At 45.0% G+C, this 23,205-nt stretch carries 21 protein-coding genes; 3 read left to right on the top strand and 18 right to left on the bottom strand.

The genetic code is table 11. The annotated features are described in order from the left end of the window. Positions 1–25: 25 nt before the first annotated feature. Positions 26–1,309: a glycosyltransferase family 4 protein gene (locus tag NC979_RS17830; protein ID WP_190519370.1), complete on the top strand. Its 1,284-nt coding sequence runs from the start codon at positions 26–28 to the stop codon at positions 1,307–1,309. 147 nt (positions 1,310–1,456) lie between these two features. Here NC979_RS17830 and NC979_RS17825 read toward each other — a convergent pair whose 3' ends face one another. Beyond that, a complete protein-coding gene (locus NC979_RS17825; protein ID WP_190519368.1) occupies positions 1,457–2,149 on the bottom strand; it encodes a MotA/TolQ/ExbB proton channel family protein in 693 nt (230 codons plus the stop codon). Between the two features lie 126 nt (positions 2,150–2,275). Further along, on the bottom strand, positions 2,276–2,968 hold the full coding sequence (locus NC979_RS17820) for a DUF4333 domain-containing protein (protein WP_190519366.1): 693 nt from the start codon (positions 2,966–2,968) through the stop codon (positions 2,276–2,278). A 200-nt stretch (positions 2,969–3,168) separates the two neighbouring features. On the opposite strand from NC979_RS17820, the gene NC979_RS17815 reads away from it, so the two are divergent. Both NC979_RS17815 and NC979_RS17810 read left to right on the top strand, forming a co-directional pair. Continuing rightward, positions 3,169–4,680 carry a UbiD family decarboxylase gene (locus NC979_RS17815; protein ID WP_190519364.1) on the top strand — a complete coding sequence of 504 codons (1,512 nt, stop codon included), beginning with the start codon at positions 3,169–3,171 and terminating at the stop codon, positions 4,678–4,680. Between the two features lie 19 nt (positions 4,681–4,699). Further along, positions 4,700–5,005 carry a hypothetical protein gene (locus tag NC979_RS17810; RefSeq protein WP_190519362.1) on the top strand — a complete coding sequence of 102 codons (306 nt, stop codon included), beginning with the start codon at positions 4,700–4,702 and terminating at the stop codon, positions 5,003–5,005. 1 nt (position 5,006) lies between these two features. Here NC979_RS17810 and NC979_RS17805 read toward each other — a convergent pair whose 3' ends face one another. The 16 genes from NC979_RS17805 to NC979_RS25400 form a co-directional block, all read right to left on the bottom strand. Next, positions 5,007–6,200, bottom strand: a complete 1,194-nt coding sequence (locus tag NC979_RS17805; RefSeq protein WP_190519360.1) for a glycosyltransferase — start codon at positions 6,198–6,200, stop codon at positions 5,007–5,009. 1 nt (position 6,201) lies between these two features. Further along, positions 6,202–7,395: a glycosyltransferase gene (locus NC979_RS17800; protein WP_190519358.1), complete on the bottom strand. Its 1,194-nt coding sequence runs from the start codon at positions 7,393–7,395 to the stop codon at positions 6,202–6,204. 18 nt (positions 7,396–7,413) lie between these two features. Next, on the bottom strand, positions 7,414–8,667 hold the full coding sequence (locus tag NC979_RS17795) for a glycosyltransferase family 4 protein (RefSeq protein ID WP_190519355.1): 1,254 nt from the start codon (positions 8,665–8,667) through the stop codon (positions 7,414–7,416). Then, a complete protein-coding gene (locus tag NC979_RS17790) occupies positions 8,630–10,039 on the bottom strand; it encodes a hypothetical protein (RefSeq protein WP_190519353.1) in 1,410 nt (469 codons plus the stop codon). Before NC979_RS17790 ends, NC979_RS17795 begins: the two co-directional genes overlap by 38 nt. Continuing rightward, a complete protein-coding gene (locus tag NC979_RS17785) occupies positions 10,036–11,058 on the bottom strand; it encodes a glycosyltransferase family 4 protein (protein WP_190519350.1) in 1,023 nt (340 codons plus the stop codon). Before NC979_RS17785 ends, NC979_RS17790 begins: the two co-directional genes overlap by 4 nt. Positions 11,059–11,095: 37 nt before the next feature. Next, positions 11,096–12,004 (bottom strand): FkbM family methyltransferase, encoded by a 909-nt coding sequence (locus NC979_RS17780; RefSeq protein ID WP_190519348.1) that lies wholly within the window; start codon positions 12,002–12,004, stop codon positions 11,096–11,098. 79 nt (positions 12,005–12,083) lie between these two features. Then, a complete protein-coding gene (locus NC979_RS17775; protein WP_190519346.1) occupies positions 12,084–12,785 on the bottom strand; it encodes a class I SAM-dependent methyltransferase in 702 nt (233 codons plus the stop codon). Beyond that, the gene (locus tag NC979_RS17770; RefSeq protein WP_190519344.1) at positions 12,782–13,900 is read right to left on the bottom strand and encodes a glycosyltransferase family protein; all 1,119 of its coding nucleotides are present in this window, start codon (positions 13,898–13,900) and stop codon (positions 12,782–12,784) included. The genes NC979_RS17775 and NC979_RS17770 overlap by 4 nt, the downstream gene beginning before the upstream one ends. Positions 13,901–14,045: 145 nt before the next feature. Then, positions 14,046–14,903: a sulfotransferase gene (locus NC979_RS17765; RefSeq protein WP_255524821.1), complete on the bottom strand. Its 858-nt coding sequence runs from the start codon at positions 14,901–14,903 to the stop codon at positions 14,046–14,048. Between the two features lie 218 nt (positions 14,904–15,121). Next, positions 15,122–15,829 carry a sulfotransferase family 2 domain-containing protein gene (locus NC979_RS17760; protein WP_190519339.1) on the bottom strand — a complete coding sequence of 236 codons (708 nt, stop codon included), beginning with the start codon at positions 15,827–15,829 and terminating at the stop codon, positions 15,122–15,124. Between the two features lie 70 nt (positions 15,830–15,899). After that, a complete protein-coding gene (locus tag NC979_RS17755; protein WP_190519337.1) occupies positions 15,900–16,814 on the bottom strand; it encodes a glycosyltransferase family 2 protein in 915 nt (304 codons plus the stop codon). Positions 16,815–17,105: 291 nt separating this feature from the next. Further along, on the bottom strand, positions 17,106–18,374 hold the full coding sequence (locus NC979_RS17750; RefSeq protein WP_199308843.1) for a glycosyltransferase: 1,269 nt from the start codon (positions 18,372–18,374) through the stop codon (positions 17,106–17,108). After that, positions 18,349–19,254 carry a glycosyltransferase family 2 protein gene (locus tag NC979_RS17745; RefSeq protein WP_190519335.1) on the bottom strand — a complete coding sequence of 302 codons (906 nt, stop codon included), beginning with the start codon at positions 19,252–19,254 and terminating at the stop codon, positions 18,349–18,351. Before NC979_RS17745 ends, NC979_RS17750 begins: the two co-directional genes overlap by 26 nt. 552 nt (positions 19,255–19,806) lie before the next feature. Continuing rightward, a complete protein-coding gene (locus NC979_RS17740) occupies positions 19,807–20,994 on the bottom strand; it encodes a glycosyltransferase family 4 protein (protein WP_190519333.1) in 1,188 nt (395 codons plus the stop codon). A 140-nt stretch (positions 20,995–21,134) separates the two neighbouring features. After that, on the bottom strand, positions 21,135–22,676 hold the full coding sequence (locus NC979_RS17735; RefSeq protein ID WP_190519331.1) for a glycosyltransferase: 1,542 nt from the start codon (positions 22,674–22,676) through the stop codon (positions 21,135–21,137). Next, complete coding sequence (locus tag NC979_RS25400) at positions 22,673–23,176, bottom strand: alpha-1,2-fucosyltransferase (RefSeq protein ID WP_431191084.1); 504 nt, start codon at positions 23,174–23,176, stop codon at positions 22,673–22,675. Before NC979_RS25400 ends, NC979_RS17735 begins: the two co-directional genes overlap by 4 nt. Positions 23,177–23,205 lie beyond the last annotated feature (29 nt).

Below are 23,205 nucleotides of genomic sequence, written 5' to 3'. Positions count from 1 at the left end.
TGGTTTTCTGGAGCAGGCGTTGTCGATGCGAATTCTAATTTATTCCTATAATTACTATCCTGAACCCATCGGCATTGCGCCCCTGATGACGGAGTTGGCAGAGGGGCTGGTTGCTAGAGGGCACCAGGTGCGGGTGGTAACCGCTATGCCCAACTACCCCGAGCGCAGCATTTATCCTCAATATCGTGGGCGGCTCTACGCCACTGAAGAGCGCAATGGCGTCCTTATTCAGCGCTGCTTTGTGCTAGCTAATGCCAGGCGGGGTCTGGTGGGGCGGTTGCTGCTGGAATCGAGCTTTATTACCCTCAGCCTCTGGCCCGCCCTACGAGGCTGGCGACCCGATGTCATTCTCAACGCTAGCCCTTCTTTGCCGGCTTGTCTGCCGGTGGCCGCCCTCAAGCTGCTGTTTCAGTGCCCCAGTGTGCTGAACCTGCAAGACATTTTGCCGGAAGCCGCTGTCCAGACGGGGCTGCTAACTAATGCCTGGGCAATTCGCCTGTTTGAGGTGCTAGAAAAGTTTGCCTACCAAAACGCCACTCGCATTACCGTCATTGCCCAGGGTTTTCGTGACAATCTCCTGGCTAAGGGCGTGCCCGACGCCAAGATGGTGCCGGTTTCTAACTGGGTGGATGTCGACTTTATTGCCCCTCGGCCCCAGGCCAGCAGTGAGTTTCGCCGCCGCCACGGGCTGCAAAACAAGTTTGTGGTGCTCTACACCGGCAACATCGCTGAAACCCAGGGAATTCGAACGGCGATTCGAGCGGCCCAGGCGCTGAGAGCTTACCCAGACATTCAAATGGTGATTGTGGGCGAAGGCAAGCAACTAGAGGCGTTAGATCGCTTTTGCCAACAGCTGGGGCTGACGAACGTGTCGCTGTTGCCCTTTGTGCCCCGCGCTGAATTGCCTGATATGCTGGCGGCGGCTGATGTAGGGCTGATCTTGCAGAAGCACGGTGTAGTAGGCTTCAACATGCCGTCTAAGACTCAGGTGCTGCTAGCTAGTGGACGACCGATTCTGGCTTCTGTGCCGGCCCACGGCACAGCGGCCCAGGCGGTGCTGGCCAGCGGTGGCGGTCTGGTGGTCGAACCCGAGAACCCTACCGCCTTAGCCAAGGGCATTCTCACGCTGTACCATCAGCCCGAAACGGCAGCGCTGCTAGCTCGTCGCGGACGGCAGTATGCTTTGGAGCATTATTCAGCCAAACGGGCGATCGATCGCTACGAAGCGTTGTTCTATGCCTTGGTGGCACCCCAGAGATGGCCGTTAGAGGGCGATGTGGTGCTGGCGCTACAGCCGGCGCAAAAGTAAGGGCATGGGTGAACCACAATCTCTGTGCTGATGAGATTAGCGACGATAATTGCTCCGTCGGCAGCTCGGTGCCATAAGGATCGACCAGGCTGCTTAGCAGAGCTGTGAGGCAATCAGCGTTGCCTTAGGTCTGCAGCGCGTAGGAGATTAAAGGCGATCGCTGCTGCCGATAAACTCTCCCCGGTGGGTGGGGTCGTTGGCCAGAGTGGTGGGCTCGTGCCAATACTGGCGGTAAATGAGTTCTAGCTCGTTGCCAGCATCGGAGAAATAGTCAACCTGCTGAGCTTGCAGGGTCACCAGAACGCGAAAGATTAGCAGCGCTAAGATGGCGACGACCATGCCCGCTGCCGTGGTAATCAGCGCTTCGCCGATACCAGCGGCGGCGGCGCTCGCCTGCTCTCCTGAGCCGCCGCCGCCAATGTTGAGGTTGCTGAAGGTGGCGATCAGGCCGGTTACCGTTCCCAACAGGCCCAGCAGCGGCGCGATTGCCACGACGGTTTCTAGAAGCTTGTCGCCCTTGCGCATTTTGACCAGTTCGCGATCGCCCACGGTTTCCATCGCCAGACGAAAGGTTTCGGGAGAGGGCTGCTTGAGCCGCAGGGGAGCGAGCAAAAACCGGCCGATGGGCAAATCTTGGGACTGGGCTGCAATCTCAGCAGCCTTGCTCAGGTCCCGCCGGGAAGCATCAAGCACCTCAGATACGACCTGGTCTTCTCGCCGCAGGAGCTTTGTCCAAAACAGGGCACGCTCCAGGGCCGTGGCAATGGTGAGTACTGAGCACCCCATAATGGGCACCATTACGGGTCCACCCTTGACCAAAACGTCGAGAACAGTTGCCATAGCCCAGCTCTAACCTTGAATGGGTTTGCTCATTCGTGTTTCTACCACGATAAGCCTACCGAAAGCGGTTGTCCCAGAAATTAAAGAATAGACGTTGGCTACTTAAAAAAAGATTAAGCGGCCCACCTAATTATCATCGCCGCGAACGTAGGGGCGATTGACGGTACGCCCAGTGGGGCCTGTCACCGCAGTAGATTTAGGCATAGTCGTAGGGGCGGCTGAAGGTTTGGCCTGGGGTGCGGCGGTGCCAGTGGGTGATGAACTGCCTGGGGCTGCGATCGCTTGGAGGGAGGCCCTAGGAGCAGCTGTCTGCTCCTGCCAGTTGAGGTCGCTGTCGGGGTCGATGCTGACTAAAACAGCGGTGATGGTGCTGGTGTCGGTAGTCACTCCCCCCACAACCTGGCACTCAAAGCGATCGCCTGGCTGATTTACTCGGTAGGTAGCGCTGCCGCAGTCAATTTGGGCGCGCTGGCTGTAGGCCTGCGAGAGTTCTTGCTGAATGCTGTCTTCAACCTTGGGCAGATTGAGCAGCGCTTTAGAATTGGGTATTTCCCAGGTGACATTGCCCTGGTTGTCTTGCTGAATCACGTTAATCGTAAAGGTGCCGCCACCATCCACCTCTCCCACACAGCGAAAATAAGCCTCCGCCTGGCGTGAGACATCTTTAGGGCAGAGCACAGCCTTGAGCGAGAGTCGGCGACCCTGGCGCTCAATATCAGCCTGAATGGCGCTCTCTACCTCAGCGGTGTCGAGGCGGTTGCCACAGGCCGCCAGCCCCAAAACTAACGGCCAGATCAAGTACTTAGACGATCTCAGCATGTGCCTTTGCATTGAGCCAGAGGATTCCTTGAGCAGCTTCATTGCCGATGGCAATACCCCGATTGTGCCAGGAAGTCGGCGCGATCGCATGCTGTCTCCACTACCTCAGCCGAGCAAAGAATTGGGCAGAGGTCTCCAGACTGGTGCCCCGCTCTACCATAATGAAAGTGGCCTTAACACTCGTTCACAAATCCTTTCCTATGGCAAACGATCTACAGCAGTTTCTCACCCTTCTGGAACAGCGAGGTCAGCTGCGCCGCATTACGGCCTCCGTCAGCCCAGAATTAGAGATTGCCGAGATCGCCAACCGCCTGTTGCTGGGTGGTGGCCCGGCCCTGCTGTTTGAGAATGTCCAAGGTGCCACCATGCCTCTAGCCATCAACGTGCTGGGCACCGTCGAACGGGTGTGCTGGGCTATGGGCATGGAACACCCCGCCGAACTCGAAACCCTGGGCGAAAAGCTGGCGCTGCTCTACCAGCCTCGGCCCCCCAAGCAGTTTTCCCAAGCGATTGACCTTGGCAAAGCGCTGTTTGATGTGGTCAAAGCCAAGCCCATGCGCGACCTGCTGCCCCCCTGCCAGCAGGTGGTGCTCAAAGACGACGCTGTGGATCTTAACAAAATTCCCCTGCTGCGGGTCTACCCTGGCGACGCCGACAAGGTTATTACCCTAGGGCTAATGATTACTAAAGACCCAGAGACCCACATTCCCAACGTGGGGGTCTATCGCCTCCAGCTTCAGTCAAAAAATACCGCGACGGTGCAATGGCTCTCGGTGCGAGGTTGTAGCCGCCACCTGCGCAAGGCCGCTGAGATGGGCAAAAATTTGGAGGTGGCGATCGCGATCGGTGTCCATCCCCTAGTGATTCTCGCCGCCGCCACGCCGCTGCCTATCGACCTCTCGGAGTGGCTGTTTGCCGGGCTCTACGCCGGCAAAGGGCTCAGCCTAGCCAAATGCAAAACCGTTGACTTAGAAGTTCCAGCCCAGTCTGAGATCGTGCTAGAGGGCACCATCACCCCCGGTGAAACTGCCGTTGATGGCCCGGCGGGTGACCACATTGGCTACTACGGCGGCGTCAACGAAGCCGCGCCTCTGCTGCGCTTCCACTGCCTCACCCACCGCAAAAATCCGATCTACATGACCACCTTTAGCGGTCGCCCGCCTAAGGAAGATGCCATGATGGCGATCGCCCTCAACCGCATTTACAACCCCATCCTGCGCCAGCAGGTGCCCGAAATTCAGGACTTCTTTTTGCCGATGGAAGGGCTGAGCTACAAAGCCGCCGTACTCTCCATTGAAAAGTCGTACCCAGGCCAGGCTAAGCGCGCTGCCCTCGCCTTTTGGTCGGCCCTACCCCAGTTCAGCTATACCAAGTTTGTGATCGTTGTCGATAAGTCGATCAACATCCGCGACCCGCGCCAGGTGATGTGGGCCGTGACCTCTAAGGTCGACCCCGTGCGTGATGTATTTATCCTGCCCGACAACCCCTTTGATAGTCTCGACTTTGCTACCGAAAAGCCTGGCCTCGGCAGCCGTATGGGCATTGACGCCACCACCAAGGTCTACCCCGAAACCGATCGTCCCTGGAGTGAAGAACTTACCCCCGACCCAAACACCGCTGCACTAGTTGATAGCCGTTGGACTGAGTATGGTCTAAGCGATTTAAATCTGGGCGATGTAGATCCAAATTTGTTTGGCTATGACCTGCGCTAACGAACGAAAGAGCAACGGTATGATGCGCGCTTTAATTGCGGTGCTGCTCGGGCTTGGGCTGTGGGGAGTCCTGTTGGTTTGGAGCCCTAAGTCCTCAGCCAGCGTTTTCTGCCGCGACTTAGAGGGGCAGCAAGTCTGTATTGAAACGATCAAGCGCAGTGCCAAATATGCTTGGGAGTATCGGGTGGTTGTCAGCATTGATGGCAAAAGCCGACCCGTTAAACGCTACGATTGCCGGCGGAATACCGGCGCTGATCGAGAGTTAGTTACACCCCATTCTGAGGCTGCTTTACGGCAATTTACTTGCGATCGCGTTACTCACTGAGTCAAGACCTATATGCAAACGATAGGGGTTGACCAGTAAGAATTTCATCATAGGACTGGCTCAGGTTTTGCGCGATCTTGGGCCAGCTGTACTTTGTTGCAGCCAGCTGTTGACCATTATGACCTAGCTGGTTTCTTAAATCAGGAGAACAAAGCAGCTGAGATAGAGCATTACTCCACGCTTCTAAACCATCAGAAACTACTAACCCCGCTTGGGCAGCTGAGATGTCGGGAGCGATTTGAACATCAGGGGTAATCACAACGGGGAGACCAGCGGCTAGGGCCTCCGCTACAGCAATGCCGAAGTTTTCTGAATAAGACGGCAGAGCAAAGAGATTGGAACCCTGGAGCAGCAAATCTTTGTCTGAACCAGAGACAAAGCCAGTGAAGGTAACGCTGTCGGTAATATTTAGGGTGCTGGCCAAATTCTTGAGGTAGTGGCAATAATCTGCGTCCCCAGAACCAGCTAATAAAAGATGATAGCCGTGAGATTTGGGAGAAAGCTGAGCAAACGCGCGCAGCAGAAAATCAGGTCGCTTTTTTTCGTGCAGGCGCGACAAAAACAGAACTATTGCGCAGTCGGAAGGTAAGTCATAGCGATCGCGCAGTTTTGCTGCAGCACTAGCGATCGCGACTGTCGGATTAACTCCTAACGGTAAAACCAAGGCAGGCGCGCTGATCCCAAACCGCTGCGCATCCTCGGCTTCAGCAGGAGTAGTGCAATGAATAGCAGCAGCTCGGTTGAGTGTGGAACGCTCTATGTAGCGGCCGTAGATTTGTTTTTTAAGCCTGCTTTGCTGAAGGGCCCAGGGAGTTAGTTGACCAATCGTACTTGAGACATAAGGTATTTGATAATGCTGGGCTAACCTTGCCCCCACCGTGGGAGCGTAGCAGAATAGGTAATGATTGTGAACGATGTCATATTGGCGCAAATGGTTAACCATCCACTGGGTCAACCCAATAGATGGGATGAATGCTTTGAACCGGGCTAGACGCGAAAAAAACCAAACCGGTACGCCTTCATAGTTAACTCGCTGACCGATGGGTACATCTAGTAATTCAGCTTCATCGTCATTGGTAGTTGCTATTTCGGCATCAATTCCTACCTCTCGTAGGGTACGAATAATGTTGAGGGCTACCTGAGTTGGCCCACCTAGTTTGTAGCTCAGAGATGGCAACACGTGAAGAACTTTCATACTATGGTGTTGCGAAGCTGGTTTCTTTAAGTAGCCCTAAAAGATTGGACTGAAATCTACTAAAACCATAAATTTCGTCAACTCTCTGGCGCAATATCTTTGGCTGATAAATAATTGGATGAGTTGACTTACCTTGAAGAATTTCTGCTAAGGTGCTAGCTATTTCGTCCACGTTATCAGGATCGACCAAAATGCCTAGTTCGCCACTGCACAAAGCATCAATGGCACCATCCTGATTGCCTCCGACAGTGGGCTTGCCACAGGCCAGAGCTTCGAGGTAAACAATACCAAAGCCTTCACCCTTACTCGGCATTATGAACACATCACACAAATTGTAGTAATCACAGATTTCTTCATCAGGCACAAATCCAGCTAATGTTACACAATCCTTTAGACCAAGAGACTCAATTAGCTGCTCAACTCGGGGGCGATCGCTACCCTTCCCTACTAAGACGTAATGTGCGTCAGGCATTTTTTGACGTACAAGGCACATCGCCCGAATGACTTGGTCATAGCCCTTATACTGTTCATCGTCAGCTAAACGAGCGACCGTCAGCACCACAGGTTGGTTCTCCTGAAGCTTGTACCTATTGAGCAAATAGGTTGGCTTGGGCTTTACTTGAAAACGTTCAACATTAAAGGTGACCGGAAGAAGCGAGATTTTATCAGGGTGCAGATTCTCCTCTTCCACCAAGCGGCTACGGGTATAATCACTGATCGAGATTACTTTTTCAGCCGCTTGCAAAGCCTGACGCCTAAGAGGGTGCTTAATATCCCAAGCATCAACGCCATACACTAGAATCCAGTATGGAGTACCTAACAATAAGTGAAGTAGATAAGCTACGGGGGTAAAGTTTAAGTGCCCGCATAAAATCAAATTTGGGTGCTGTTGAAAAGAAGCAATTAAAATTTTTAAGCTAAAAGCAAAAGTTCGCAATACTCTAGGGACATTACCCATAAAGGTAAACGAAAAGTTGCCTGTAAATTCGTTTGCCTTAGATACAACTTCTGGCTTGTCAGAGTCGAGTTTGTCGATAATAACTATATCGGTACTTAACAAAAAACTTCCTTGAGACTGAAGATAGCTAATCGCCGATAAAATATCACATAGGTAGACTTGAATCCCACCTTTGAATTCGAACAGATTAGGCACCCAAAAATGAACTAAATCTCTTTTCTCAAGTCTCTTGCTCATGTTATTACTTATTTCTCGCTACTCAGAAAGTAACGTTTGGATTTTAGAGGCCAGCTTCTGACGATAGCCGAACCAGGTTGAGAGTTCAGCTTTTTTTCGAGCGGAACGTCCCATTTGAGCCAGCTTATCGGGATTTTCATAGCACCACTCTAGCTTTTCTTGAATTATTTCAGGGTCACGAATAGGAACTATAAACCCTTCGACTCCATCAGTAATAATGTCAGGACCTGCGGCATTAGGAGTGGTTATAACCGGAATTCCACAAGCCATAGCTTCAAGCATAACCAGACCAAAACCCTCGACTAAAGAGGGAAAAACTAAAACGCTGGCATTGCAGTAGTGCTGCCTCAAAGTAGTGTGCGGAACACTAGGCAAGTAGTGAATGCAATCTTGAAACGACTCCAGCCAACCCGTTGGAAATTCGTTGACACCCACTAGCTTAAGCTCGGCATCGCTCAGCCTAAGCTTTTTCCAAGCCTGTAGTAAGTAGTGAACACCTTTTCGAGGGCCAACTCGACCCACAAATAGCGCTCGAAATTTTTTGTCAAGCTTAGGTTGTGGCCGAAAGTAGTCAACCGGCGCGCCGTAGGGAATTACTGAGATGCGCTCAGAAGCTATACCCGCATCTAAAAGCGATTGACGCGTCATGGAAGAGGCTACAAAAATATGATCTGCTAACGCAGCTTCTTGATCCTTGCGTTCTAATTTCCATAAAGGTTCATGGGCAGCTTGAAGAGCAGAAGCAAACTCTGGGAACCGCCTAGCCTCATCCTGCTGAATCTGTCGGCTAGTATGGTGAAAAGCAATGGGTAGTTCATAGAAGCAGCGTATACCTCGTTGTTTAGCAGCTTCAAATGTATAGGCTGCGCCATCTTCATAGGCATAAACGGCATCGATTTCGTTGAGGTGGCACCGGGCCACATGGCGATCCAGGGACTTATATACCCAATTAATAGGTCCTTGTTGCCCTAACCCCACCTTGGTGCTTACTCCTGACTTTACTAAAGCAACTCTCAGGGCTTCTCTCCAAGGATGAGTGCGTATGGTTGAACTTCCTGGTGCAACCCAAGTACGTCTTTCCAACTCTTGGCTAAGGGGCAGTCCGATAGACCTAGGCAGCTGTCGAATGGTCCGGGCTAATTGACTTTTGGGATCATAAGCGACAGCAGTAATAACTTCGTGCAGCAGGTTGGCCTCAGCTAATGCGATCGCCGCATTGCGAGAGTTAGGGTTGCTAGTGGGATGCACCAGAGAAATGCGTCGGTTGACCATGTAAAAAATTAGGTTGTTGAGCTTGCTGCCATTGGTCTACCCGCTCTAAATAAGGAAGCAGAAAGATAAAACCGTAAAAAAACCAGTGATACGCATTAGCAGTATGGTTATAGACCATTTGAGCAATAAAAGTTACGCCCTGATAGACAAAGACACTCAGGGCAAGCTGACGCAAAAACGGATGAGTAAGCTGGAGAGAAACTTTAAATAGGGTGAAAAGCAGCACTAGCCGTAAGCCATACCAGAGGAAGAAGCCTACAGGCCCGACCTCTAGGCCAATTCGACCCATTTCATTTTCAAAATATACTGGAATAATTTCCCCTGGAGGAAGCTGAAACGCTTGACGGATAGTGGCATTAGCCTGAAACGTAGCGCCTAAACCGTAGCCGTCTAAACCCTTAAGATAAAAGTTGTTAAAAGGCTCAGTAAAAGGGCTTAAGACTCGAGCAATAAGACTGTCGTTGGCATTTTCGACGCGGTTCCAAAATGACTCAAAGGCCAGTCGTCCGCCTTGTGAAACTGCTAAAAAACCTATTATGCCTGGCAAAACCAATTTACGTGCGCTAACGGAGAAATTAGAGAAACTAGTTAGAGCTAGCAGGAGCCCGTAGCCAGCTATCAGCAGCACAGAACCAAAGACAAGGCCACGAGACCCGGTCATAAACGCGGTTACCGCAATCAGCCCGCCTTCAGTCAGAGTTAAAACTTGCCATAGACGAGGCTGAGGTCGAGAGATTACGGGCAATAGCAGACATAGACAGGTCAACAAGTAAGTTGCATAACCCGTCAAATAAGAAAAAGTACCTGTCACTCTTACTGTACCTAAGCCTGAACTTACTACAGCAGGGCCATCTTCACCCCAGGCGTATACGTTGAGAGGACTAGTAGGCGGGCTGAAAAATTGAGCAATAGCCAAAACGCATACTGGAATCAGTAGCAGCAGATAGTTACGAATAAATTGATATAGCTTTTCCTCAGTGCTAAACATTTGGGACACTAGCCAAACCAGAGGCACGTATAGAAAATAACTTTTGAAGCCAAATAGACCAATTACTGGTGAGCCTAGGCTTGGATTGAAAGCTTGTACCCCTCCCCAAACTGCCATACACCCGATCAGTATCAAAACAATAGGTTTCTGAATGAATAATCGGGTTTGAACCGGGGACAGCAAAAAGTATCGCAGATAAGCGCCAATTAAAACGAAATCTTTTAGGAAGTAGATGAACTGGCTTGCTTGGGGGAGCGCCCACTTTCGTAATGCCCCTTCGAGCACTACTAAAACCAGAACTACTTTTACAGACCGCTGCCAGTTTTGGGCAGAGAGCAGCACTATCAAACCAATGGCCAACAAACCTACAAGAAGATTGCTCATTGGCAAGCAGTCTCTAAAACTTGAAGATAGGCTTTAGCTACGGCCGTCTGTTGGTGCTTCGCTAAATGACTAGTCGCATTAGACCGATAGCGAATTAGTAACTCGGGCTGAGTAAGCAGTTGGTAAAGCACCTGCTTCAGAGAGGCCTCATCACCATTGGGAAATGTAGTACCGCAATCACCAATAGCGTCTTTTAGCCCGCCTCCCGATGACCCAACAACGACGCAACCACAGGCAATGCCTTCTAAGGCTACAACCCCAAACGGCTCGTGCCAACGAGAGGGAACAACCAAAATTTGGTGTGCATTAAGTAAGTGAACTAACTCCTCGCCAACCTTTGCTCCGACAAAATGAACCTGTTCATTGATCTTGAGATCCTCGGCTTGTTGACGTAAGACTTCACCTTCTTCACCAGTGCCAATCACAGTTAGTCGAGGGTATAAGTTGTCATTCTTAAGCTTTGCTATGGCGCTTAGCAGCAAATCTAAGCCTTTATCAGATACCAAACGCCCCAGAAACACCAATTCTTTAATGCGTGGAATCTCTGGAAGATGGCGAAACAAGTCTTCACGATAAGGGTTAGGAATTAAGGTGGATGGATGATTGAGGTGATCAGCAATAGGTTTACTGATAGCGATCGACGTGGCAAGCTTAACCATTCGAAGTTTCAGCTGAGTTAACCAAGTAGGCTGTTGGCCAGGATGCTGAATCCAGGTTTGGTGACGAATGACCCAAGGGGTTTGGGTGAGCCACATTGCCCAAGCTTGTTTGAGAATGATGCCATTCTGGAAACAAACATCACTCCAGCGTGTGAGTTTGAGCAAATGCAAGGCACTAGGCTGTCGCATAACTTCGAAGGGGAAGGTTGCGCCCCTATCATCGAAATTACTCCCTGGAGTTTGGGTTACAACTTTGACAGTATGTCCTAATTTAACAAATTCTCTGGCAAAAATTTCAGCATCAGTTTCACTACCCCCTAAATTCGGATAGAAATAAGTTGAGGATAGAAGAATTTTCATGGGAAATATTGCGTCAGCAAAGTAGCTCGTGCTGGTATTATGGCGTCGTATTTTTAAGACATTTCCAACCCAACGGTTTAAAACGATTAGCCACACGATCAATGTCTTTTGTGGCTAGGTAGCAAGGAGGATCCCAGGGATGAAAACTTGCTGCTTGGGGTGGCACTAAATTAGGTTTGCATAATCCTTTTGTAACCCTATATATGGAATATCCTTTTTCTTTCAAAAATTCGGAAACAGGATTTGGATAGGGTCTGTGCTCCTCAAAAATAATGTCACGAATTCGATTTTTTATTAGCAGTTCTTCCGCACCTGACAGCACGTTTATTTCATGCCCCTCAACGTCGATTTTTAAGAGCCCAATTGTAAAATTATCAAATAGATTGTCTAAAGTATCAGTTTCAACTACAAGTTTCTGGTCTGTTGAATAATCAGCCTCGCTTGAGGCAAATGTAAGAGAAGCTGTGCCTTGATTCAGGTCAAAGTTCGTAGGTACAAACAACTGGGCTTCACCCGGTTGATCAGAAATAGCCAGGTTGCTAACCTCAACCTGAGTCCAGTTCTTTTCTGTACTCCAATTCCGGACATTATCAGAGAGGCGTTGGTAAATGCTTGGATGAGGTTCAAAGGCGCTAACTTTTCCTTCCAAACCAACGCGATGTGCCATCAAACTGGTCATGTAACCAATGTTTGCTCCTACATCAACGCAAGTTTCACCCTCGTCAATAATCCGCCAAAGTGTTTCTGATACACATAAATCGTAGATTCCCATGGCAGCGATAGAGCGGCCAACAACTTCTCCAGGAAAAGCGTTAATTTCAACTCCCCAGGGTAAGCTGAAAGTTTCCGAAACGGGAGAAGCTTTAAAGTTCAACCTAAATCGTTTAACTATCTGATTGGGTTGAAAGAAATATTCTGGGCGATTAATGAAGCTAATGACTCCCATACTTTAAGGTGGCTGATGTTTGTAATTTAATCTTTTATCGGAAGTGCTTCTGCAATTCGAATTTCGTAGTTTTGAAAGTTTATTGAGGCTTATAAGTAATAGCCAGAACGTTATCGCTAAAGCGTAGTCCTTTCAAGAAACCCAACGATAGCTTTTGCCAGTGATAGCGAGGGAGTTTAGGAATTTTCCCAACATTAGTAAACAAAAATTCGGGTAAGCAGAAGCCTGCTTCGCTCAAGATGTGAGTGATATCTTTTCGCACCAGAGCGGTGATGTGTGCAGGGTAGGACGAATCACCGAATTCAACAAAATGTCCTTGCAGAAGCAAAGCTAGAATTGCCCGCCAACTCTCGTTATTAGGAGTGCTAAATATAAGGAGACCGCCGGGTTTAAGCAATCGAAACCATTCCCGAGCAATAGCCCTGGGATTTTCGAGATGCTCGATAACTTCTGCGGAGACAATTACATCAAAGACTTCGGCTTCCAGGTTCATCGGGTTGTTAAGATCAGCCTGCCTCCATTGAATGGCCGCATCAATAGTTTTAGGACGAGGCTGTATATCTGCGGCAGTAATGGATTGGAATTGCTTTAAGTTCAACAACCGCTGGGTTAGCAATCCCTGTCCAGATCCCCAGTCCAGCACAGATCCACTAGCTGAACGGTGCAGTAGTTCCCTCTCGAAACAGGTATAGATGGCTTCGCTGCTGATGCCGGCGCTAGCTTCGGCAGCCTGCTGCCGATATTGGTGCAGTGCTGTAGGGGTTAAGGCTGACTGGCTCATGGTTGTGGGACGTCCAAATCTGACAGAAGCGTGTAGTAGGCTTTGGCCTGTGCCGATAAATTGTGCACTTGATACCAGGCATAAGCATGGTCTGCGATCGTCTGCATCAATGCCATATCTCTTCTCTCGGTGTTGTATTGATCTGGAAGGGCGTAATGCTTGCCAGGTTGCAACCCCTCTTCAGGGAGATCGGTCATAGTCGCACTGATAGGTATGACCCGGTGGGCACAGTACGCTGCGAAAATCGTGGATTTGCCAAGGAATGCAGGGTGGTAACTGAAAAAACCTGCGATCGAGTTGGAGAGAATGGTAGAGATCTTTTCACTGGGAAGGCAACCCGCGGCGGTAATCGATATGTTATCTATTTCAGCAGGAAGTGTGTCGAGAACTGGTCCGATGTCACAAATCTGTTGAATGTCCAAATATCGGCAAATTTGGAGAAGTTGTTCTAAGGAATCTTCGTAGACTTTGATGCGTTGGCTGCGCCCTCCAAAGATGACGAGGCGACGGGTACGTTCAGATAAGCTGGAAGGATTCTTTGGCTCGCCTACGGTTGAGAAGACAGGAATTGATGGAATAGTTGTGAACTTTCTTGGGGCATAGCTCTGCAGTAGCTCCGCGTAGGAACGCTTGCTGGTGAAGATGCGATCGCTTAGCCTGATTAACTGTTTTACTAAAAATTTCTGTGTTGCAGAGAACCAGAAAGCACTTGTCCAAATCGGGCCAAAGGCGGAAGTCTCGTGAAACATTGTCACCAGGTGTACCTGTTGGCATTGATGATTCCAAATTTTCAATCCATTTATTAGCCAAGTTGGACACCCTCGTTTGGCGTAACCGTAACCAACATAATGAAGCAGAATAGAACTTTTAGGCTCAATGTTAACTAATTGAGCAATAAGAGATTTTGCTGATCGATAACTAATTTGATTAACTGGAAATCCCTCTAACTTATCAGATCCTACCCAAGCCGGGTCACAAATTATAAAATGCGTGTTGATGCCGAAATCTAATCTAAGCTGATTTGCTAAATTGAGAGCATAATCACCTACCCCATTAATATCCGGAGGAAGACTCGGGACAATCTGGCAAATTTCTTTATTTATTTGACCATCCATCCAGAAGTGACTCTTCAGCTTGATGTCTTAATTGCTGACTTCAATATAGCTATTTGCTCGATCATACTTGTTTTCTAGTCAAAGCCGAAAAAAGAACTTGTATGAACTTTCACTTTGCCTATTAACTGAAAATAGAGATGCTGAGCTATGCAATGTAACCGTATAAGCTCAATTCACGATGTGCCAATTGTTCCGCTAATTTGATATCTAAAGCATCTCGCTTCTTGTACTTTCCAATAGCTTTAACTGAAGCTTGCTTAAACCGCTTTTGGATTCGACTATTAAAATCTGCATCAATATAGTTAACGATTTTCTCTCCATAAACCATAGGCTCATGAACTAGATCTTCATACTTTACTTTTAAAATTCGCCCACTTTTTGCAACGTCGGGTTGAGAAAAAAATGATTCGCAGCGGTTTACCATTTCTTTCCACATCCAAATGGCTCGGACATAGGGAGAAGCCTGAATGAAATCATTGGCTTGATCAGTTATAACCCACCAAGGGACCCAAAAATTTCCGTATCTATAGCCTAGCGTTGACTCTGATGTTCTAAGAGTTTTTAACTTGTCGTTCGTTAGTACGTCGTACTCTCTAACCAATGAGTTAGCACAGTCGCGGCCGTCACGATACAGATATATTATTTTGCAGCCAGGCAAAGCTCTATAAACAAAATCAGGGGCAAAACTAAAGAAAGGCTCTTTATATACAAAGTTCTTTAGCTGCCGCTTTCTTTGAAATAAATCTTTAGCTTCGTATAGGTTTATAGAACCAGTTAGTAAACGACCAAAGGCTCTGAATCGAGAGTTTGGAATAGAATCAAGATACACGTTTAAGGTGGACTCTAAAGAGTACTCTAAGCATTGATGTATTTGCTCAGGTAATTGCTGTGCTGCAAGATGCGCTATAGGAACAGGGTAAGAAATGCCTGATAGGCATTCAGTGTAAGAAAGCGCTTCTAAACAATTCATCAAAAAGGTTGTTCCTGATCGAGGGCAACCCAAAATAATGCAGTACTTCAACTTTGTAACTCACTACTAATTAATGAAAAATCCTACAATTGTCAAAAACAGCAGCTTTAGAGGTTAATCTAAAGCAAATACAGCACTCCGTATTTTGGGTCAACATTAAGGAAGAAATATGGAAAGATGTCTTTAATAACATTAAGATTTAATTTAGAAAAATCAAATCGTCTTTAAACCTTACAAAGAGGATAAGGCGTTTAACCAAAATAGCGGTCATGAAATACTTTTTTGGAATGTTCATAGAGCTTAAAATCCAAAGCGTTAGCCTCAAAAATAGATTTTTTACTTTCTTTATCTAGCTCTTCCGCACTAGGTCTGTCTCGAGTAATTTTTGAAATATCTTTTATTTTGAGATTGGATAGTCCTAGTTCCATAGCTAAAATCTCTTGACAGGCATCTATATTTTCTAAAAGCCCAAAAAAGTTGTAATTGTGTTCTAAATTATTTTTGGCGTATCGGAGAAGAAGCTTTGAACCAAACATTTCAGGTAAAAGTTTTGAAAAAGGATGGCAAGGAAAGCCTGCTATATATTTTGTTTGAATATTCTGATATTCTTTTATTTTGTAAAATTCACCTATGGGATACTTTTTCACATCTTCGAGGTGGGGGTGACGGTATGATGAGTGGTCGCATTGCTTGACGAAATAATAATACGAAATAGCTTGGTCAAGAGGCTCACGCAAAATCACAAAATAGTATTTTTTCCTTCTTGCTCTAAGAAAATGGTGGACTCCGTAAGGATAATGGCCATTTAAGAACTCTATTTCATCATGATCTTCGAGAAAAAATTTTTTGAGTCCGCTGAATTTTACCTCTTTGACATTTCTACCACTAATTAAACTTTTTTTGATAGAAGTACCTCCAGTTTTAGGGATGTGAGTGAATAAGATAATGGCTTGGCTCATTCATTCTAATACTTCAATTTTAATTATTTAATGATATCAAACATTAACTTGTTATTTTCGGAGTAAAAATTTAATTTCCAAGATATTTTGAAATCTTGTATTTTGCGTAGGGCAAACCTATCAATTGTGGATTGGTAATAAATGATCTTAGTAAAGTTATTTTGCCTACTTTATTTCTTTTGACTGTAAATTTACTTCCGAAAATACTTTCCCATTCTCTAGAAGCCTCCTCTATCCCTATATGTGGTATAGTCGAGCTTTTGTTGAAACTGTAACATCGAAAATATCCTAGATACTCATCTAACTTGAGAAATTTGCCACACAAGTATAATCGACAAAAAAACTCAAGATCCATTGCAAATTGTAGGCTTTCCTTTAATAGCCCAGCTTTCTCCATAATACTTCTCTTCCAAAAAACGGTTTCTGACGATATATTATAGGAAGTTGTTTCAGGTATAAAAGGTGAAAGAGGAGAGCAACCTGTAACTTCACTATTTTCATTAATTAAGATTCTATTGCCATGCACCAATGTGTATAGCTGGTTTTGATAAAATGCTTGAATAACTTTTTTTAGAGCATCTTTTGTATATAAGTCATCGCTATTTATCCAACCCAGGATAGAGCCAGTACTGATTTTCAATCCTTTGTTAATTGCATGAGCCTGTCCTTTATCTTTTTCACTGAGCCAATAGGTAATACGAGATTGGTATTTTTTAATTATCTCAATTGAATTATCGGTGCTACCTCCATCAATGATTATGTATTCGAGGTTTGGATAGCCCTGAAGCAAGACCGAGCGAATCGTTTCTTCTAGGAATTGTCCTTGGTTGTAGCTTGGGGTTATAACACTAACACGTGGCCAATCTGAGCCATCAGGCATGTATTTAGAGAATGGTTTACTGCCTTTAGTCCAAGGCCACCCTGTTTTACCCTTAGGAGGTTGAGGAAAATCTGTCAACGTCAGAGTGTCGTGGTTTGCTTTCATTAACGATGAGACTAATTGTAAAAACAGTAAAGCTTAAACCAGCTTTCCTTCTAATTAAGCTTTGCTTGAAAATAAATAAGAATCTAAAAAAATGCTTGCCAAATGCTAAGAAGTTAGGTCTTATTTATGGATTAAGCAGATAAATCTAAAAATATTATGTGAAATCTTGGGCAGCTTGAATTCTATTCTTGAATAATTGACTGAAAAAAGTTTATTTAGAATTCTAAAAAACTTAAGCTTTGTCTGAAAACTGCTAAAAAATGTCGGATTTATGGCCAGAGGGATCAATTACTATTTGTCAACTCTTTCTTTTAGTACTTGCTGATAAAGATGCGAATAACGTTTGGCTTGTAAGTCGAGAGAATACTCTTCTAAGGCAATGTGACGGCAATTTTTGCCCATAGCTTGCCGCTTCACATCATCATCTAGCAAATCTATTATACCTTTACAGAAATCGTCTACGTTTTCAGCTTGGGCTAGATAGCCTGTAATTCCGGGACGCACTAAGTCAGACACTCCACCAATATCAAAAGAAACCATAGGAGTACCACAGGCCATACTTTCTTGTAGCACTAACGGTAAGTTGTCAGCACGGGTAGGCAAGAGAAAGAGATCTGCTGCAGAATAAACTACTGACTTGAGCCGATCGCTGCTTACATAGCCCAAATTTATTACAGGCAGATCGACCGCCGAAGCTAGTTGATGAGTTGTGCTACCTAAAGTTAATAATACGCAGTCTTGCTTGATTGTGTTTGGCAGTTGAGTTAGCGCTTTGACTAACAAGTCACCGCCTTTGCGAGCATCTTTGAGGTCAACAGCACTGAAAAGCAAAACTTTTTTCTTTTGTGAAATACCCAAGGCGACGCGGCAAAGCTCTGGATCAAGAGGTTGGTAATCACTCGTGCTAATACCATATGGTATGTGATGAATATCAAAACGATTTAACATGCTGGACTTGGCTTGCTCCGTTAGCCAATGGCTAGGCGTAACTATTGTTAAATCAGATCGACTGTAAGTCCAGTTCTTGAGTTTCCATTCCCAAGAAGTGCCGTCATGGTGGATTAGAGGGTAGGTGTTAGGGTAAGGGCACTGACCACAACCGGTTTTCCAGCGAGTACAGTCGTAACTATAGGCACAGTGGCCAGTAAAACTCCACATGTCGTGAAGAGTGAAGATACCGGGCCTAGATTGGGTTAACTTAGAGAGCGCTAAGTAATTGAAAAAGTTGCTGTGAATGACATGGAAATTAATAATATCAGCATCGAGATAAAACTTCTCTGTAGTTAACTCAAATGAGCTAACGCAGTGTAGATCGTTAAGACCTAGTCTTGATGTCCATTTTCTAATCCTTGCTTCAATCTTAGGTTTTCGGTGAATCTGTCGAGACCAATCTAAATCTGTAGTTTTAATCCCGCTTAATATTTTGCAGTCTAGCCCAGATGCTCTTAATCCTTGAGCTAGCCTATACATAGCAATTGCGCCGCCGCCGCCATCACCGTAGTCGCTGGAATTAATTTGAAGAATCTTCACGTTTTTAATAAGGGATAAAGTAATGCTCATTTACGCTCCAGAAACTTTTTGGGGAGTCATAGCTTTCCCTGTTTATAACCTTCCCTTTGTAAGAGTATGAAGATGATTTGACAAGATATTTCAATTTTGGAATCCTATGGATACGGAGTCCGAACAGAGTAAAACGAACAAAATTATGCTTCCAGCGCACCGACTTTCTCAACTCTGCAAGAGATTCTTTTGCTTCAGACAAATAGAATTCAACCTCTCGACTTCTCTGGTTCTCTTGAATTCGAAAACCCGCGAGAGGAGAAGGAGTTGTGTATAGATCTGCATGTTTAAAGAAATTTGCCCAAAGATTAAAATCACCAGCAAGGTTAAAATCAAGCGGTATGGACCCACCTACTTCTTCCCATAAATTTCTTTTCCAGAAGGTAGACTCTTGCTGAATAAAACCGGTGTTATAAATGCGAGAAGGGAGATTGCAGCCGTCTAGAAAAGCTTCTTTTGATATTCCAGGAAGATGCAAAAAACCACGACAAAATCCGTCATAATCCCAAAGCCCTGGCTGTAACGTTGTTAGCCAGTTCACTTCAGGTAACTCAGACATAATGCTAGCAACTGTCTTAAATGCCCAGGGGTAATACATATCATCACTGTTTAGCCAAGCCAGAATGTCACCAGTTGACTTAGCAAAGCCTTTATTAATAGCATCATATTGACCAGCATCAGGCTCACTACACCAATAATGCAAGCGGTCTTGATATTGCTTGATAATATCAAGACTGCCATCTGTAGAGCCGCCATCAATAATTATATATTCTAGGTTTGGGTAATTTTGGTCCAGCACACTTTGAATAGTGGCTTCTAGAAACTGAACTTGATTGTAGGAAGGAGTAACAATTGAGATTTTGGGAGATTTTTCAAGCATTCATAAAAATCAGCTTTAGGAGGCTTTTCTAGGTGTCTAGTGATAAGTGCGACTTTATTAAGTCCAACAATGGTTTCAGCATCTCTATTAGAAGCAAAGTGTATTTCTCTATACGGTCTTAGTCATAAAGCCAAAAGGGGGCTTGAAGAAGGGGAAGAAAGGTAAGGTTTGACGGCTTCCATAAAAAGTGAATCAGATTTATAACTGCTGCTATCGAGTTCAGTATTTAAGTAGTTGAAATAGTTATTGTGTAAGTTGTGAAAATTCAGGATGTCTGAAGCAGAGAAAAAGGAGTGTTTAGAAGTATCGAAACTGCTCATATAGTCAATATAGTTAAAGCCTCCTCTATAGGTGAATCAATAAAGTTGATTATCAAGTCTGTAATGGCGACTAACTTGGGCAGCCTGTAAGTCATACGTTTATCTTTGCCCAACCAACCAAAAGTTTGGAGTCAATATCTTGCTTTAATAGGCCCTAGCGGAACCGATAGCCTGCGATCGCAGCCCCACCACCAATATCTGACTGATTAATATGTAGAACTTTCATGAGCGATTACTGAATTAGGCCCATGGAGTTATTGAAATCTTCATTGGTGGAAATAAGCTGCATCAGTTCAACGGCAAAGGTTTTGATTGGGTCACCAGGTAATTTTGCCGCAATGGATTTGCTTGCTGCTTCTCCCATGGACTGCAACTGGTGGCGAGTTTCCCACACATGTTCCAAAACCCTTGCTATGTGCGTTTCAGTTGGTGCAGAGGCTAAGAAACCAGTTTGGCCATCCTCTACTAACTCTGGCATGCCTCCAACTTCTGTACAAATTGCTGGTCTACCGCAGCGCATAGCCTCAATTAAAGACAAGGGAGTACCTTCATATCTTGATGATAGAACTAAAGCATGATGTTGGCTCCATACCTGTGCAATGTTTTCTGCGTGTCCTACAAAATAAATCTTGTCTTCAATCCCTAATGTTTTTGCCTGTCTCCTTAGACTGCGTTCGTTCATACCAGTGCCATAAAGGTACAAGCTTACGGATCGTTCTTTCCATTGCGGTTGAGCCAGCACTTCTAAAAGTAAATCCTGTCCTTTGGCGATAGGATCTAGCCGGGCGACGCAAGCTAAAGACAGCTCAGTGTCAAGATTCGGCCATTCGAGCGGCTTTATTACTGTGGCATGAGCAGGATTGCAGACCACAATACTGTTCTGAAACTCACGTCCAACCTGTCGGCAGAAAAGAATTCGGTTTGCCTCGGCAACAAAGTAAACCTTTTGAGCAGGGGTGTAGGCAGCTATCATGCGGTCTGCCATGTCGTCACTAGGCCACCATGATTCGCTATTAGCTTGTACGATTACGACATAGGGTAGACCAGAATCTCTAGCAGCCTCCATAGCAGGCAAACCATCACTAATATGGCCTTGCGAAATTATCACCAATTGAGGAGCAAGTTCATGAAAGTAATCTTGGAGTTTAGTTTGAGTAGAAAAGGGATTTTGACAGCCTGCTCGTTGAAGTATTTTTTGAGCTATTCGCTCAAACAGTGGGGGCGATGACTCATCTCTCTCGGTTAAGGAAACACCTGCTTGTCGTAACTTTTGGATTTGCCAGGCGGGAGTAGGCCATTTTTTGACTGATGCTGTGACAGAATGGCCATTAGAAGCCAAATACATTGCGGTACGCCCCCAGAGTTCTTCGGATCCTCCCCAGGGGCAATAACTTAAACTGCTATAAAATGAAAATCTCATGGCACTGGTTTCTTAATACGCCACTCACTTGGGGAGATGTGACCTCGACGATCGCCTAATAAATAGGATCGTCGGAGTGGGTGGTCATCGTCCAAGACAAACCGATTTAATCATTAATTTATGAATATTATTCTCTTAATTTAAGTGCGCTTTTTTAAAAATTTTGCAGGTATGCCGCCCCAAACTTCGTAGGGGGGAATACTTTTATTCACTAGACTATGGGCTGCGATAACTGCACCTTTACCAATAGTGACGTTTGGTAAGACTACAACGTGTGTGCCAATCCAAACATCATCTTCTATGGTTATTGGTGCTCCTACATACCCTTGATCAATTATGGGGATACTGCAAGTTTCATAGTTATGATTCGCGGAGATTATATAGCAGTATGAGCCTATTAAGACACATTCACCAATTGAAATAGGCTTAAACACACCAATATAAGTATTTCTGCCAATATAAGACCTATTGCCCATAGTAAACTTTACTTCAGCGCCTTGATCTGGGGATAGCCATAGTGTTAACTCAGGTTCAATGATGCACTGTCCAATATTTATATAATCAAAGGGATTGTTGACGCCTGTAAAAGTGATTGATGGATGAATTGTAGAACCCTGTGCCTCACATTCTCTAAGCCATTTGTTAAATCGGGGTTCCCATTTTTTTTTATTACGATGCCAATTAAACCTATCTATTACTCGATTTACACCTATTGTTTTCCTAAGGCTAGATTTTACTATGCTCTTAATTTCTTGATACAAAACAGATTTATTGGGATGGTAAGCGCTTAATAACAAACGAGATAAGATATCTTTGGGGGAAATAAGATTTTTTGTGTTATTAATAAAAGATTGAGAAAATAATATGCTTTTTGATTTACTTGTTTTTTTTAAGTGTTTCGCAATTTGTAAAATTGGTTGAAATGCAAAAGAATGCTTTCTTTCTCGTAAGAGTCTCATGTCGCTTTCTGAACAACCAAAGGTGAGAGGAGCATTTTCACAAATGCAATCATTCATAGCTTGATTTAATCGCTCTTCTCGAATTGCTTGTTGTGTGTAACTATTTCCGTGAATTCGATATTTTACAAGTGGAATGTCAAGATTAGCTAATTGATGTTGTTGTGAAACTCTTAACCAGAGATCAAAATCTTCAATAACTCGATCTCGATAGTTGCCTACATTTAAAATAGCTGACCGCCTAAATATAGCTGACGGATGCGCGATCGGATTTCTAGTAAGCATTTCATGAACGATGTCATCATGCTCCAAAGGAATAGTATATAAATCTTTTTTTTGTATCGCTTGCTCATCAATAAGATACATCCAACTACCTAGAACTGAAATATCGGGGTGATTGGATAAAAATTCTAGTTGTTTTTCTAGTCTTTCTGGTAAATTAATATCATCGGCATCAATTCGGGCGCAGAGTTCTGTCTCACAGATTTCTACCATTCGGGCTAAAGAACCACCTAATGTTAATGGTTCTTCAGTGATCACTCTACCTGAAAACTTATCAGGTATCCACTTTTTTAACTCTTCTACGGTGTTATCTGTTGATCCATTATCCCAAGCTAAAATCTCCCAGTTTTTATAAGTTTGAGCTTCTATAGATGCTAATGTTTCAGGCAGATAAGGCATCCCGTTTTTGACAGGAAGTAGCCACGTAATGCGATCATCGCTCATATTGCTATCCAGTTGTCAGGTATCAAATCTGAGGTGTCAATCATCGGATCGTTAAACCATTTTTTAGGAGCTATGACTATTTTCTGAGGATCTTGATTGAGCCAAGCAGCCCACCAAGAAAAGCTACTATTAGAGATAATAAAGTGTTTACACAGTATCATCAGCCTAAAATATTCATTCGGCTTTCTATGAGGATATTCATATTCTACAAAAGTAGTTATAAATTCAAGTTTTAAATTTTGAATACACCATGTTATATCATCTGAAAATACATATATTTTAATGTCTGTTAGAGTTTGGGCTATAAGTGAAATAGCTGTGTCAAAATAATCAATTCCTTTTACACCATGAAATTTATTTGCATTAGGATGTGAAACATAATCTCCTCTTCTTACATGTAAGCATATCGAATTAGAATTTTCAATTTCATTAGCTAATGTTGTAAGAGCGTCTGGTAAATTATCTTGAAATGAAAAATCTTTTAATATTGTATTTTTGATTTTGTTAAAATATTTTGGGCTTTGCCAAA

This window comes from Leptolyngbya subtilissima AS-A7 (genome assembly GCF_039962255.1).
Classification (GTDB): Bacteria; Cyanobacteriota; Cyanobacteriia; order Phormidesmidales; family Phormidesmidaceae; genus Nodosilinea.
The sequence above is the reverse complement of the archived record's forward strand: the minus strand, read 5'-3'. Positions and strand labels throughout refer to the sequence as shown.